The organism is Pedobacter sp. CAN_A7, assembly GCF_015752175.1.
In the GTDB taxonomy this organism is placed as follows: domain Bacteria; phylum Bacteroidota; class Bacteroidia; order Sphingobacteriales; family Sphingobacteriaceae; genus Pedobacter.
On sequence record NZ_JADOUW010000001.1, the window covers coordinates 161,384 to 175,132 of the forward strand.

Genomic DNA, 13,749 nt, shown 5'->3' on the forward strand with positions numbered 1-13,749 from the left:
ATGATTTGGAAGGTATCAGCGCAATCGCCGGAATCCACTAAAAAACTGCTTCCCATGATTCTGGCTACTGCCATTTTTATGCAGATGCTTGATTCCACGATCCTGAATACTTCATTGCCTGCCATTGCAAAGGATTTGAACGAATCGCCATTGAACATGCAAAATGCCATTATCAGTTATGTGCTTACCCTGGCTGTTTTTATGCCAGTGAGTGGATTTCTTGCCGATAAGTTTGGTACCAAGCGGGTCTTTATTTTTGCATTGTTTTTATTTGGTTTGGGTTCACTTTTTTGTTCGCTTTCTCAGAATTTAACACAACTGGTGATTTCGAGAATGATTCAAGGGGTAGGTGGAAGTTTAATGACCCCGGTTGGGAAATTAGCGTTGATCAGAACTTTCCAAAAAAAGGAATTGCTAAAAGCGATGAACTTCGCTATCATCCCTGCCTTGATTGGTCCTGTACTAGGGCCGCTGGTAGGAGGGTATATGGTGGATTATTTTTCCTGGCACTGGATTTTTCTAATCAATATCCCCATTGGTTTGCTTGGGATTGTGTTGAGTATTCGCTATATGCCGGATTATAAATCGCCAATTATTGATTTCGACTTGAAAGGTTTCCTGATCTTTGCTGCGGCTTCCTTACTGCTTTCTATTTCTCTGGAGTTATTTGGCAATACCATCCACATCACACCGGTTTTACTGTTGTTATTAGCAGGTTTTTTAATGTTATACTTTTATTATCGTCATGCCACAACAGATGATAACCCAATATTCCCTTTAAACTTGTTTAAGGTAAGAACGTTTAGGGTGGGTATTATTGGGAATATGGTGACGCGACTGGGCATAAGTGCTATACCGCTATTGCTGCCTATGATGATCCAGATCGCTTATGGCCGCTCGGCTGTAACCTCGGGTTGGATTGTGGCGCCTATGGCCATTACCGCCATGTTCGGCAAATCTGCAGTAATTGGCGTATTAAATAGGTTTGGCTATCGGGCTACACTAATGACCAATACCATGATTATTGGATTTTTAATTTGCTGTATGGCCATACCTGCAGTTAACGCCTCCATTTACTGGTATATTCCCCTCATCGCCATCCTTGGATTTTTTAATTCCATCCAGTTTACGGCAATGAACACCATTTCTATTGCTGATTTAAGGCAGTATCATACCAGTAGCGGAAATTCATTGGTTTCAGTGAATCAGCAATTGGCTATTGGTTTTGGTATCGCCTTCGGTCTAATTGTATTAAAGGTTTTCCAGGGCGATGTAAAGCTTATTCACAACGAAATTCATAATGCTTTTCGCTATACTTTTTTAGTGGTGGGCTCCTTGACTATCCTGTCGGGATTCATATTTAGAAGGTTACATTTTAAAGATGGCGATAATATGAAGTCAGGCGAGTAGGGGGCTGTCCCGCATTATGTAGACATTATCAACAACTTTTAGAAATAACTGATCGCAATGGTTAAATGCTGTTGTTTCAGTTAAGTTGTTTAAAAACATAAGTTTAGTGGTTGAATTTGTTGAATCCACTAGTATATGACTTCTTACTGGCTTACTGCTTGTCATGTAAATGTTATGAAGAATTTCAACGTCAATGTTACGCAACAGTCAAAAGCGAGAATGCCTGAAACTACAATTACATTTCCAATAGGGCTTCGCAACAACATTAATTTATTAATCCTTGTACACTTTGTGTTTTTCACCTGGTACTTAATAAGCGGACCGAACGGTCTGATAGGGCAATACTGGTCAAATGGTACATTTAACCATTTTGTTAATTATAATGTTCCAGCAACTTACAGTTTACAACATATCCAATGGCAAACGTTCACGAGCATTTTTACTTATCAGTTTGTTCATTTAAATGCAAGCGAGTTTCTATTAAGTATTAGCATGTTATGGCTTTTTGGTAACTTGCTTATAACTAAGATTGGATCGGCTAAAACTATTTTACTTTATTTTTCTTTTGTTGCCTTGTCGGCAATCGTTTATAACCTCTCACATTTGTTGTTTCCCATATTTTCAGGCCCAAGAGGTTTACTTGATGGCGCGTTTAGTGGGGTTTTGGGTGTCATGACCACCACGGTATACTTTTATGGTACCTACCAGTTACGGGTGAGCGATAAAATCAAAATCGAGTTGTGGATAATTTATGTAGTGGCCATCTTGCTTAGCCTATTCTTTGTTTATGAGCATAACCTGGCCTATATCATCGTATATATTACTGGAATTTACCTGGGTGTTAAAGTTGCTGAAGTGATACAGCGATCAGATAAGCAAGCTTCAGCCGGATCATTTACATAAACCTTTTGGTTTTAAGTCCTTTAAATAATAGGATAATAGGTTGATGCCTCTAATTTTGTTCCTAGTAATCCGTTAATTGCAATAACCATAAATTTATTACATGCTTTCGGTGAATTCAAATTTTCCTGTTTTTTCTGTAATATTTATTTGGTAGACGATTAAATCAATTTTGCTCCCCAGGTCATTTTCATTAGCGGTAATTCCATGAGAGGGGTGGCCTGAAGGAGAGTTAACCAGTGGCATTAGCCTATGAATGATGCCTTGCATAGCTTGCTGTTTCTTGTCGGGATCGATAATTTCTTGATAGGTGCCCCAAAGTATAGCACTTTGCCAGCGGAATATATTGCTTATGTCGTCTATTTGGAAGCATACATTCGGGTTTTTCCGCATCATATCAATCTTTTTGCCCGGTGCTGAGTGCGCATAGATAGTGGAATTTTTATAAACATAATTGATTGGGACAATGTAGACCTTATCATTAGCTATACATCCTAGCCGGCCGGTGACCTGGCTGGAAACCAGGTTATCTATTTGAATATCTGTAAGTTTACCTAGCATATTAAATCTGATTTATGAATTAAAACATAAAATTAATAGGAATTACTTGTAAAATACTTGATGGCGGTCTGGTTTTATCATGATATTGGTCATGATAAGTTTCAAGGCAATTTTGTTGCTATTATTGAGCTTCAAATTGTAATGTTGATTTAGCATTTTTATTTCTTTAAGCAGCTCAATCTCCATGCCTGCAGATCATAAAGATTTTTATTTTGTCCTAAAAGGATAGGGGTCAAAGGCTTTGTTACCGAGCATGTCCAACTATTTTATGAAGTTTAATCAAAAATTCACGTTCTGAAAAGATATATCCATATATCTTTGCTTTTTCATAAGTCTTGTTTTCCCACTAAGTTCCTGTTAGATAAATATTTTCACATGACTGCCGTCATCAGCTGCTATGATATTGATCAGTACTATCGGTTCTTCTTAATAACTTTTCACGGATAACATCTGGTACAGGTATATAATAATTTGGTAGAGTGGTAGCAGAAATCATTATTTTTGACTATGTTAAGGCACCTAGGAATAAAACGAACTTACCGGCATAATGTGAAATTAGCTGCGTTGTTATGTCTTACTGCCGGATTTGTAAACGCAGCTGGTTTTCTGGCATTTTCTGTTTTAACAACAAATGTGACCGGCCATGCCGCCATATTTGCAGAAAATATTGCCAGGCAGGACTGGAAGACTGTACAGGTAGTAGCCTTCTGGATGTTCCTTTTTCTGACAGGCGCATTTGTTTCCAGTTTAATCGTTTCGCTCGTTGGCACTAGCAAAAGGTTTTCATATGTTATCCCTATTCTGATTGAATTGGTTATTTTATTGGTGGTAGCATTGACCGGTTACCGTTATAATGGCAGTCTTGCGGCAAGAGAGCTGTATGCTGGAAGTTTACTTTTTGTGATGGGTTTGCAAAACTCTCTTGTGTCTATGATTTCTGGTTCTGTGGTAAGAACAACACACTTGACCGGAACCTTTACTGATCTGGGCATAGATCTTGCCCAGGTCTTGCAAAAAGGTAATTGGCCTGACAATATTCTACGCTCCAGGATAAAACTGCGTCTTACCATTATATTATTCTTTCTCATTGGTGCCGTATTGGGCGCGTATCTCTATAATAGGTTTCATTTTCATGCTTTTTTGCTTCCGGTTTCTATTTTAATGTATGCTTTGCTTTACGATATATTTAGGATTGGTGTTACACGCTTATACAGGCAAATGAAGTTACCTAAAGTTGGACATCGCTAAGAAAAAACTATTTATTTTTCAGTTTTACTCTGTTTGACAAATAAGCGGCCAACAGAATGATCAAGATCCCGACAAACTGGCTCCAGGTAATGACCTCCTCAGCAACCAACACCCCAAGGATCACAGCAATAATTGGATTAACGTAAGCATAGGTACCTACAACCGCTGGCGGACGAACCGATAATAAATAATAGGAGGCCGTAAAGGCAATTACAGATCCTGCGATGGCCAGGTAAACAATTGCCCCCCAGGTTTTAAGCGATACTTGGTCAAAACTAAATGTGGCCAGTGGATCTGCAACCAGGCTAACTAATATACAGGCAATTGACCCGCCAATCAACTGCCAGGCTACATCATGGAACAACCTTTCTGGTGACGCACGGTTTTTATAATAGATAGAGCCTATTGCCCAGCTTAAACAGGAACTCAACACCACCAATGAAGCGATGATGGTTAATGGATCTTTACTGGCCCCCACAACTAATTGGTCCTTAAACAGTGCCAGTATGCCTATTAAACCAAGTAAAATACTTACTATAGTCAACTTGCTGTTAAAATAGCCTTTCCAGTTTTTTCTGTCTACCAAAATGTAGAAGATGGGTAGGGTGGACACCAATACAGCGGTGAGCCCTGAAGAAATATGCTGTTCTGCCCAGAAAAGTGTGCCCTGGCCAAGAGTAAGCATGAATCCGCCAAGTACCATGTTCTGCCATACCTCTTTATTTAATGGTTGTTTGTTTCTGATTAAACAAAGCCCGATCAATACCATGCCTCCAATAAAGTAACGGAATGAAGCCATCAGGAAGGGAGGCATCTCGGCAATACCGATTTTGATGGCCAGGTAAGTTGTACCCCAAATAATATATACAGCGCCAAAGGCCAGGATGACCTTAATGTTTAGCGATTTAATCCAATCTGTCATAGGTTAATTATTGCTGCATTATTTCGATAAATGGTGTTATTCGCATATGGAGAACTTTAATAAAAACGAAGGCCGAAGCTAATAAAATTTGCCATCATTCGATGAATCTGCATTAAACCTATTCAAGGAGTGTAATAACGACACCTTGTTAAAATTAGCCCGGATAATCGTATTTTATTTTTGAAATTAGAAATTTATTTTAATAAATTTATAGTGTTACTTGTTGATTTTCTGTGTGTTGTGTGATTTGATGGGGCGGATTTTTTAATACCACTGGTAAGTGTATGAGATGCAGATGTTGACTTACAAAGCAGCTTTATTTCCTTATACCACTGATCAACCGTCATTAAATTAATCTTCGCATGAAAGTTTTGAAAGTTATTTCCCTGCTGATTGGCATTTTTGCCTTACTGCTTATTGCTGGTGGAACCTATATTAAAGTGGCGCTGCCTGATACTGGTCCGCCACCTGACCTCAAGGTAAAACGGACACCTGAAAATATTGCCAACGGCCGTTACCTCGCCAACCACGTGACGGTATGTATGGACTGCCATAGCAAACGCGATTGGGAGTTATTTGCTGCGCCAATCGCTGACGCGAAACTTGGTGCAGGCGGAGAAGTTTTTAACCAGCAAATGGGCTTTCCAGGGACTTTCTATTCTTCTAACATCACGCCGGCAGCGCTAGGGAATTGGACTGATGGCGAAATCTTTAGGGCCGTAACTACTGGCGTATCTAAAAACGGCAAGGCGTTATTTCCGTTGATGGCTGCACATCGTTTTGGTAAAATGGATCAGGACGACATTCATGATATTATTTCCTATCTCAGGACACTGAAACCGGTAAACAGGGATGTGCCAGAATCGAAACTTGATTTCCCTGTAAATTTCTTGGTAAATACGATGCCTCAAAAGGCCAGTTTTGTAGAAAAACCTCAACCGACTGATACAGTTCGGTATGGGTCCTATTTAGTGAATGCAGCAGGCTGTGTTGACTGCCACAGTAAGGTAGATAAAGGTAGCGTGGTTAAGGGAACAGAATTTGGCGGCGGTATGGAATTTAAGTTTCCTGGAGGGGTATTGAGATCGCCTAACCTCACTGCAGATGCGGCTACAGGTTTGGGGTCCTGGACAAGGGACAGGTTTGTAACCCGTTTCAAAACATTCGCTTCGCCTAACTACACCGCTGCCCGAGTGGCCATCAATGAAATGAACACGCCTATGCCATGGGCGATGTATAGTGGTATGAAAGAAAGTGATCTGGAGGCTATTTATACTTACCTAAGGGAGTTGCCACCCATTAAAAATAAAGTAGTCCTATTTACGCCGGCAACACCTTAAGCATACCGGTTTTAAAGTTGATTATTTGCGTGTCGAACGGTGAGTTTCCATTTCCCGTTCAACTTCATCCAGATATTAGTATACCTGCGTTGCAGTGGTTTCCCAGCATTTGGTGCGCCGGTTGCAGGTACAATTTTTTCTCTGCCCATCACCACAACCATGTCTTTAAAGAATAGGAATTTCTCAGGATATCGCTCAAATATGGTATACCGAATTATACCTTGTCTGATCATTTTCAATAGCTCTTTTTTCTCCTCTACAATTTTATTGGTGGGATGGTTAACAGTGACCTCATCTGCCATTAAGCTGTCCAATCCAACCGAATCGCTCTTATAAATGGCCAGGGCGTGGGCGAGATCCAGCTTTTTGATCTTAGCTTCCAGGATCGAGTCAGGCACCGCGTGTTGTGCATAGGCCAATGTGGAAAGTACTAATGAAGCCATTAGCATGACAAGGTTTTTCATGATGCATTTTATTATAAATCAGAAACCTTTATTACAGTTAATGGTTTTTGATTCATCTAAGTTCGCTCCATATTTGTTTAATTAATCTTTAATAAAATGAAAACAATTAAAAAGAACTTGATGTCTCTGCTCTGCGGGATATTGATGATCCTTAGTGCACAAGGGAATGCACAGGACCCCATTAAAGCTGCTCCAAATTTATATAAAGTTATTCTAGACAATGATAAGGTAAGGGTGATGGAGCTTATCATAGCTCCTAATGATACGGTGCCTTGGCATAGCCATCCTTATCATTTAATTTATGCTATGGCAGACGGGAAGCTTGAAATTACAGACAAAGGCAAAGCTCCACAAACTGCCGAGTTTAAAGCAGGAGAAGTTATGGAGATGTCTGCGACAACACACATGGGTAAAAATACAGGGGGCACTACCATTAAATTGCTTGTTACTGAACTAAAAGTAAAAAATTAAGTGAAACTGTAGTAAAGTAAAGCCTTGTCAGTCGTGATAAGGCTTTTTTATTTAAGGTCAATCACCACCAAGATTATGCGAGTAAGAAAAATTAGTGTAATTGCGTTTTATACTTTGAAATGCAAAGTACTTTTAATTATCTTTATGTCATGCTTAGTAAAAAGCAAAGAATGCAAAACAAACCTATTTTACAAACACATTAAACCTACATGATCATGACAACGACAGAAAATTTTACAACACAGCCGACACATCCGGCTTCACTAGGCAAACGTATGCTACAGGGCGGTACCGTTGCATTAATCCTTATTTCCATATTTCTGATGGGCGCAGGAGAGCCGAATCCGGAATGGGGGAAATTGTGGATGATCAGACCATTGATTATTGTTCCGCTAGCAGGTGCTGTTGGTGGTGCCTTTTACTATGTTATGGATAGCCTGCGTTACCGTGGAGACCTGGCTAAAATTGCTGCAAATGTTTTAAGTTTAATCGTATACATCATTGGTTTATGGATGGGTACGGTCTTAGGTCTGGATGGAACCATGTGGAATTAATGTATCTTTGGGCAAATTTATTTGCCCAATTTTTACATCATATGAAAACATTATCCCACATTACCTTCATCTTATGCGTCTTTTCATTAAGCGCATGTAACATCTTTAAAAAAACTGAAACCCCCAAAACTGGTGAGGAAACTGCACAAAGTACGGTCATCACTGACCGCAAGTGGAAGTTGGTGGAGCTTGCAGGGAAACCTGTAGCCGATAAAATTAACGGTAAGGAACCATTTATTTTACTTCAATCTAAAGATAATCGTTATGCTGCAACTGCTGGCTGTAACGGATTAGGTGGTGAGTTTTCCTTGCAAGCATATGGAAGGATAAAATTCACGCTAGGCATGTCAACCATGATGGCTTGTGAGCACATGGAAATTGAAACGGAACTTAAACGCGTGTTGAATACCACAGATAATTATAGCTTAAGTGGTGATGATTTATCACTGAACAAAGCAAGAATGGCACCGCTAGCTCGTTTTAAAGCAGTAAAATAAAATTTAAAATACTAACATTTTAGTCATAAAGAGGCCTGCAGCATCACTGATACTGCAGGCCTCTTTTGTTATTAATTTTCTTTATTCCAGTCGATCTTAGTCGATAAGTACATCAACACGGCGACCGTTATAAATAAGCCCACGCTTCCGAAAAGTAAAGCCATGTCCTGCAGTTGAATGATAACAAAGATGAAACTGTAAAACACGCAGAGGATACTTCCAAATAGCAAAGCAGGTTTTTTGTTATTAAGTAAAGTGGCCAGGAAACCGCTCACCAGGACCACGGTGGCTATAGAGGCAATCAGGTAAGCACTGTTAAAACCAACCTGCTCACTAAAGGCCAGCAACAAGGCATAATAAATAACCATTGCCGCACCAATAAGCACATAATGCAACAAATGCACTTTCTTTTTATTCAGCAGTTCAGTGAAAAATAGCGATAGGAACGTTAAAAGCACAACTAGGACCGAATACTTGGCAGAACGCATGGTCTTCTGGTACTGATCTACAGGTAATTTGAAATTCACACCGAAATAAGCATCGTTGGTCTGTTGATCAGCGTTAATCACAGCAGATGCGGAGCTAGGTGCCGGGTCTTTTGTCTTATCCTGGATCACCGTGTTTAATGCCGTGTTTTCTGCTACCCACTGCTGCGGGTAAGGACGGTTAAAAAAGGGCATTTTCCAGGTTGCACTGAAACCCGTTTCAGATACCTGCCGATCCTCTGGCAAATAACGGCCCGTAAAACTTGGGTTATTCCATTCGCCTTCCACTTTCACAACGGTACTTTTCCCCAGGTGCAGAAAATTAAGCGCATCGCTTCCCCTGAGGTCGAGATCAAAACTAAAGGGTAAAGCAGTATTTCGATCTTTACTCAGGTCTGGTAAAATGATCAGGTTATGGCTAAAAAGTTTTAAGGAGGTGAAATCTGGCTCCACCTGGTATAGCTGGCCCGCTAAATTAATAACCGGGTTGTTTTTCAGTCCCTTAAGGTCACTAAGGCCGACGGCTACTTTAACTTTGTCCCATTGAACCTGATCAGGATTGATACCCGATTTCTGTAATTCCAAAACACTAAATTTACCATTCACTTTTACACTTGCATTATAGACAACGGCATCATAAATGCCCCGGTGTCGCACTTCAGGATTTGTTTTACTGCTGATGTTTAAGGTTTCGGGAAGGATATATATATTCGATATCACTTCCTCATAACTTAATTTACCTGCGCTATCTTTTTGTTGAATCAAGGTTTTATAGGGTAATACCATCACCGGTCCCTGTACTAGCTGGCTGCCAGACCACTTGTCTGCTATTTCCTTGATTACATCTTCCTGTCTGTTTTGACGTTCTTGAATGAGCTCTTGAACTAAAACAGAAGGGATGAGCAGCACCAGGGTTAAAAACCCGATGACACCTAATCGGAATAAAACGGATTCATTGATCCAGTTGATAATTCCATCGTTTTTTGTTGATTGATTTTCCATGATTATAGTTTGAAAGTACTTTGAAATACAAAGTGTATAGATAAAAAAAAAGTTATTTCTTTTGTTGTTTTATTAAATCTTCAAGGGCATAAAGGTGCTTTTTAAATGCTTCACGGCCATTTGCAGAAGCCGCATATTGGGTATTCGGTTTACGGCCTACAAAACTTTTGCTCACGGTAATGTATTGCTCTTTCTCCAGAGCCTTTAAATGGGAGGCAAGGTTGCCATCAGTTGCATTCAATAGCTCTTTCAGCGAATTAAAATCATAATACGCATTAGCAACCAGCACGCTCATGATTTGCAGGCGTAGTCGGTTTTCAAAAGCTTTATCGAATTGTTCAAGTGTTACCTTCACTGTTTGTATTTAAAATGCATAATGGAACCATATAAGATGTGAAGGATGCCAAAGCCAAAAGCCCAAAATAGTAGCCCATAACCCGGTATGGCGGCAGAAAGCAAACCTAACACAATTTCACAAATGCCTAGCCATTTGACATCAGAAAAGGTATATTGACTACCAGCTACCAATGAAAGACCATAGAACAATAAGCAGGCAGGGGCCAGTAGATGGTAATTTCCTTGAGCTAATAAAATGACGATAAAGATGCCTCCGGTTGTTAAGGGCAGTGTCATATGAGCAAATAAACGTTTGCTTACCGGGTTCCAAAATGGCTGGCCTTCTTTTTTTGCTTGTCTTGACGATAAAAATAGACCTGTAGTAACTGACAGGATCAAAACAGTTAAAGCAATGACCACCAGACTAGGCCAGATTGCTGGTGCATAGGCATCAAAATTACCTTCCGTTAGTGCAGCCGGATTTTTGTAAAGTATCCGATAAGCAAAATAACTGCCCACCAATGCATAAATACCCGCCATTACTCCCGACAGTCCGCTAAGGGATATGAATTTAGAGGAGCGCTCCATAAGGGACCTTATAGAAGCTAATTCCGAATAAACATCTGTTTCTTTCATGTAAAAGTACTTTGTGATACAAAGCAACAAATTATGTTTGAAAGCTGCAAGAACTATTTTAAATTAAATATGTGATAGTATTTACACATATCGTCGCTATTGTCCGATAGCTTGTGCACCTTTGCGCCATATTTCAAAAGGCCCACTCTATTTGGCATATTTTGAAAGTATTTTCAATTTAAAATTACTTATGAATCCTACCGCTAAAGGTGTTTTGCTCGTTCTTTCTGGTGCCATCAGTTATGGCATCCTAGCTACTATAGTTAAATATTCAAATAATTTAGGCATGCATACAGGTGTTATTGTATTCATGCAATACCTGGTGGGCGCAATTGTACTTAGTTTTCTGGCAGGTATTAATCAGAAGAGGGAAGGTAATGTTATGCCAAGTGCTTCAGCAAAACTGAAATTGGTGATGTATGGTACGTCTGTTGGGATTACCAGTTGTTTGTATTATGTTTCTATTCAATATGTTCCTGTATCAGTGGGTATAGTATTGCTCATGCAGTCTATTTGGATGGGGGTTGTTCTGGAATTTATACTCACGAGGAAACCGGTTTCTACTTTAAAAATTGTGGCGGCTTTGATCACTATTTTTGGAACCGTGTTGGCATCTGATGTATTGTTTCAGACAGGGGAAGTCAGCTGGACTGGAATTATGTGGGGGCTGGCCGCTGCTGCATCTTATACTTTGTCTTTATATGCTTCGAGCACAATAGAAAAAAATGTACATAGTTATGTAAGAAGCCAATACCTTGTCATTGGTGGATTGCTTGCTGTGATTGTTTTTTGGAATACAGATATCACCAATAATTTCAATAGCATCAACATATTAATCAGTGGGGTAGTGCTAGCCATATTTGGTACCATATTGCCTCCCTTATTATTTACCAAGGGGATCCCTTATATTGGTTTAGGACTTGCCAGTATCCTGATTTCGGTAGAGATACCCATATCCATTACATCAGCACAACTGGTTCTAGGCGAGCAGGTATCGCTTACTCAATGGTTAGGGGTGGTAGTCATATTTATTTCTATCGTGCTGGCTAACTTAAAAACGATTAGCGAAAGCAGCCAAAAAACACCTGCTTAGCGTTTATAGCTTAACTATCTTCTTTCACCAATTTGTTGTCGCCACATAGAGTAATACAGCCCTTTGAGTTGTAAAAGTTCGTCATGGCTGCCCATTTCAGAGATCTTGCCTTTTTCTAATACATAGATCGTATCGGCATGCATGATGGTGGATAGCCTATGTGCAATCAGGATGGTCATTTGTTCACGCATGTTGGAAATATCCCTGATGGTAGCTGATATTTCCTCCTCGGTCAGGGAGTCAAGTGCAGAAGTCGCTTCATCGAAGATCAGCAAGCGCGGTTTTCTTAGCAATGCCCTGGCAATGGATAGACGCTGTTTTTCTCCTCCAGATAGTTTCATCCCGTTTTCACCAAGCACGGTGTCAATGCCATGGGATGCCCTTTGTATCAGTCCGGTAGCTGCCGCTTTTGCCAGTGCGTCCATCATATCAGCTTCTGTAGCCGTTGGGTTTACAAAGAGCATATTCTCCCTGATGGATCCGGCATATAACTGTGTATCCTGGGTAACAAAGCCTATTTGCCTGCGCATGGGGTTATAGCGGATCTGTGTGGAGTCTGTTCCGTTGAACATGATCTGTCCTTCAACGGGTAGGTAAAGTCCCACCAGAAGTTTGACCAGGGTAGATTTTCCAGATCCAGAAGGACCTACGAAGGCCGCAGTTTGCCCTCTTTCAATGCCAAAGGAAATGTCGTCTATGGCGTTATAACTAGAAGTTTTATGTTGGAAAACAACATTTTTAAACGCTAATCGCTCTAGTGGCCCCACCTCAATGGAGTTTTCCGGACGCAATTCTATTGATTTGTTCATCAGTGCATCAAAAGTTTTGAGCGAGGCATCGGCTTCCCGATAAAGAAGAATAAAATTACCCAGGTCCTGGAGCGGCGTAAAGATGGCAACCGATATAAACTGCATGGCAATCAGCTCTCCGGTAGTGAGCACCTGCCTGAAAATAAGCCACAATAAGATAAATAGTACAGATTGTTTAAGCAGGTTGAGTAGGTTTCCTTGTAAAAATGAAAGCAGACTGACCTTTCTTGCCTTTAGCATTTCCAGGTCAAATATCTTCAAGGTCTGGATATTCAGCCTCCGGATCTCCGAAAAGGTAAGTCCGAGACTTTTAACCAACTCGATGTTACGCAGGCTTTCCGTAATGATGCCTGCCTGACTGGTGGTCTGTCGGTTAATAGAACGTTGGATGGTTTTTATTTTCTTAGATATTAATCCGGTTAAGGAACCCAGTAACAACACCCCCACAAAAAATACAGGAACGAGTAACCAGTTTTTGTTGATGCTGTACCAGATCAGGAAACAAATACCCACTGTAGAAGAAAAAAGAATATTGATAAAGGCATTAATAAAGCGCTCTGCGTCGGTTTTTACTTTTTGAAGTACGGAGAGGGTGGTTCCACTGCGACTTTCTTCGAATTCCTGGAAAGAAAGTCGCAGCGTTTGTTTCAAGCCGTCATTGAAGATGCCCATGCCGAAGCGTGCAACAGCTTTGCGGGTCGTAAATTCCTGGATGGACTTAAAAAGTTTGGCCAGTACTGCAATACCCAAAGCGATTAATAGCCAATAGGTGACTTCAGTGATGAGCTGCTGTTCACTTAGGTTATTTTTGTTGGTGGAGTAGTCGTCGATAATGCGCCCAAAAATAATCGGATCCAAAAGATTCAGTAATTGTGCTACACCTGCCAGCACCAGGGATAAGGCAATTAATGAACCATGTGGTTTAAGGTATTTCCAGAGTATCTTCATCAGGGTGATTTAGGAAGCAAATCACTAAGGTAAGTAACTGGTGCGGGAAATCAATGGTTTGGATGATCACCTG

The 13,749-nt window shown here is 40.3% G+C and carries 15 protein-coding genes; 8 read left to right on the forward strand and 7 right to left on the reverse strand.

Going from position 1 to position 13,749, the window contains the following annotated elements:
* Nucleotides 1-1,410, forward strand: coding sequence for an MFS transporter (locus IWX76_RS00675; protein WP_196857936.1), 1,410 nt, complete (start codon nucleotides 1-3; stop codon nucleotides 1,408-1,410).
* Between the two features lie 174 nt (nucleotides 1,411-1,584).
* A complete protein-coding gene (locus IWX76_RS00680) occupies nucleotides 1,585-2,313 on the forward strand; it encodes a rhomboid family intramembrane serine protease (RefSeq protein WP_196857937.1) in 729 nt (242 codons plus the stop codon).
* Between the two features lie 96 nt (nucleotides 2,314-2,409).
* Here the strand turns inward: IWX76_RS00680 and IWX76_RS00685 are convergent, their stop codons facing one another.
* On the reverse strand, nucleotides 2,410-2,871 hold the full coding sequence (locus IWX76_RS00685; RefSeq protein WP_196857938.1) for a pyridoxamine 5'-phosphate oxidase family protein: 462 nt from the start codon (nucleotides 2,869-2,871) through the stop codon (nucleotides 2,410-2,412).
* 549 nt (nucleotides 2,872-3,420) lie between these two features.
* Between IWX76_RS00685 and IWX76_RS00690 the strand changes: the two genes are divergently transcribed.
* On the forward strand, nucleotides 3,421-4,119 hold the full coding sequence (locus tag IWX76_RS00690) for a YoaK family protein (protein WP_334640871.1): 699 nt from the start codon (nucleotides 3,421-3,423) through the stop codon (nucleotides 4,117-4,119).
* 7 nt (nucleotides 4,120-4,126) lie between these two features.
* Here IWX76_RS00690 and IWX76_RS00695 read toward each other — a convergent pair whose 3' ends face one another.
* Nucleotides 4,127-5,041, reverse strand: a complete 915-nt coding sequence (locus tag IWX76_RS00695) for an EamA family transporter (RefSeq protein WP_196857940.1) — start codon at nucleotides 5,039-5,041, stop codon at nucleotides 4,127-4,129.
* A gap of 362 nt (nucleotides 5,042-5,403) precedes the next feature.
* Between IWX76_RS00695 and IWX76_RS00700 the strand changes: the two genes are divergently transcribed.
* A complete protein-coding gene (locus IWX76_RS00700) occupies nucleotides 5,404-6,381 on the forward strand; it encodes a c-type cytochrome (protein ID WP_196857941.1) in 978 nt (325 codons plus the stop codon).
* An 11-nt stretch (nucleotides 6,382-6,392) separates the two neighbouring features.
* Here the strand turns inward: IWX76_RS00700 and IWX76_RS00705 are convergent, their stop codons facing one another.
* Complete coding sequence (locus IWX76_RS00705; protein ID WP_196857942.1) at nucleotides 6,393-6,845, reverse strand: nuclear transport factor 2 family protein; 453 nt, start codon at nucleotides 6,843-6,845, stop codon at nucleotides 6,393-6,395.
* Between the two features lie 96 nt (nucleotides 6,846-6,941).
* Here IWX76_RS00705 and IWX76_RS00710 point away from each other — a divergent pair, with 96 nt between their 5' ends.
* From IWX76_RS00710 to IWX76_RS00720, 3 genes are all read left to right on the forward strand, one after another.
* Entirely contained in the window at nucleotides 6,942-7,316 is a 375-nt protein-coding gene (locus IWX76_RS00710) for a cupin domain-containing protein (RefSeq protein ID WP_196857943.1), read from the forward strand.
* A gap of 215 nt (nucleotides 7,317-7,531) precedes the next feature.
* Nucleotides 7,532-7,870, forward strand: a complete 339-nt coding sequence (locus tag IWX76_RS00715) for a hypothetical protein (protein WP_196857944.1) — start codon at nucleotides 7,532-7,534, stop codon at nucleotides 7,868-7,870.
* 41 nt (nucleotides 7,871-7,911) lie between these two features.
* A complete protein-coding gene (locus IWX76_RS00720) occupies nucleotides 7,912-8,367 on the forward strand; it encodes an META domain-containing protein (protein WP_196857945.1) in 456 nt (151 codons plus the stop codon).
* A 71-nt stretch (nucleotides 8,368-8,438) separates the two neighbouring features.
* Here the strand turns inward: IWX76_RS00720 and creD are convergent, their stop codons facing one another.
* Genes creD through IWX76_RS00735 form a run of 3 tightly spaced genes read right to left on the reverse strand, consistent with a single transcriptional unit; the run spans nucleotide 8,439 to nucleotide 10,826 of the window.
* Entirely contained in the window at nucleotides 8,439-9,854 is a 1,416-nt protein-coding gene (gene creD, locus IWX76_RS00725; RefSeq protein WP_196857946.1) for a cell envelope integrity protein CreD, read from the reverse strand.
* A gap of 52 nt (nucleotides 9,855-9,906) precedes the next feature.
* The gene (locus IWX76_RS00730) at nucleotides 9,907-10,209 is read right to left on the reverse strand and encodes a winged helix-turn-helix domain-containing protein (RefSeq protein ID WP_196857947.1); all 303 of its coding nucleotides are present in this window, start codon (nucleotides 10,207-10,209) and stop codon (nucleotides 9,907-9,909) included.
* Complete coding sequence (locus tag IWX76_RS00735; protein ID WP_196857948.1) at nucleotides 10,206-10,826, reverse strand: hypothetical protein; 621 nt, start codon at nucleotides 10,824-10,826, stop codon at nucleotides 10,206-10,208. The genes IWX76_RS00730 and IWX76_RS00735 overlap by 4 nt, the downstream gene beginning before the upstream one ends.
* A gap of 190 nt (nucleotides 10,827-11,016) precedes the next feature.
* Here IWX76_RS00735 and IWX76_RS00740 point away from each other — a divergent pair, with 190 nt between their 5' ends.
* A complete protein-coding gene (locus IWX76_RS00740) occupies nucleotides 11,017-11,919 on the forward strand; it encodes an EamA family transporter (protein ID WP_196857949.1) in 903 nt (300 codons plus the stop codon).
* 14 nt (nucleotides 11,920-11,933) lie between these two features.
* Here IWX76_RS00740 and IWX76_RS00745 read toward each other — a convergent pair whose 3' ends face one another.
* Nucleotides 11,934-13,676, reverse strand: coding sequence for an ABC transporter ATP-binding protein (locus IWX76_RS00745; protein ID WP_196857950.1), 1,743 nt, complete (start codon nucleotides 13,674-13,676; stop codon nucleotides 11,934-11,936).
* Between the last annotated feature and the right edge of the window lie 73 nt (nucleotides 13,677-13,749).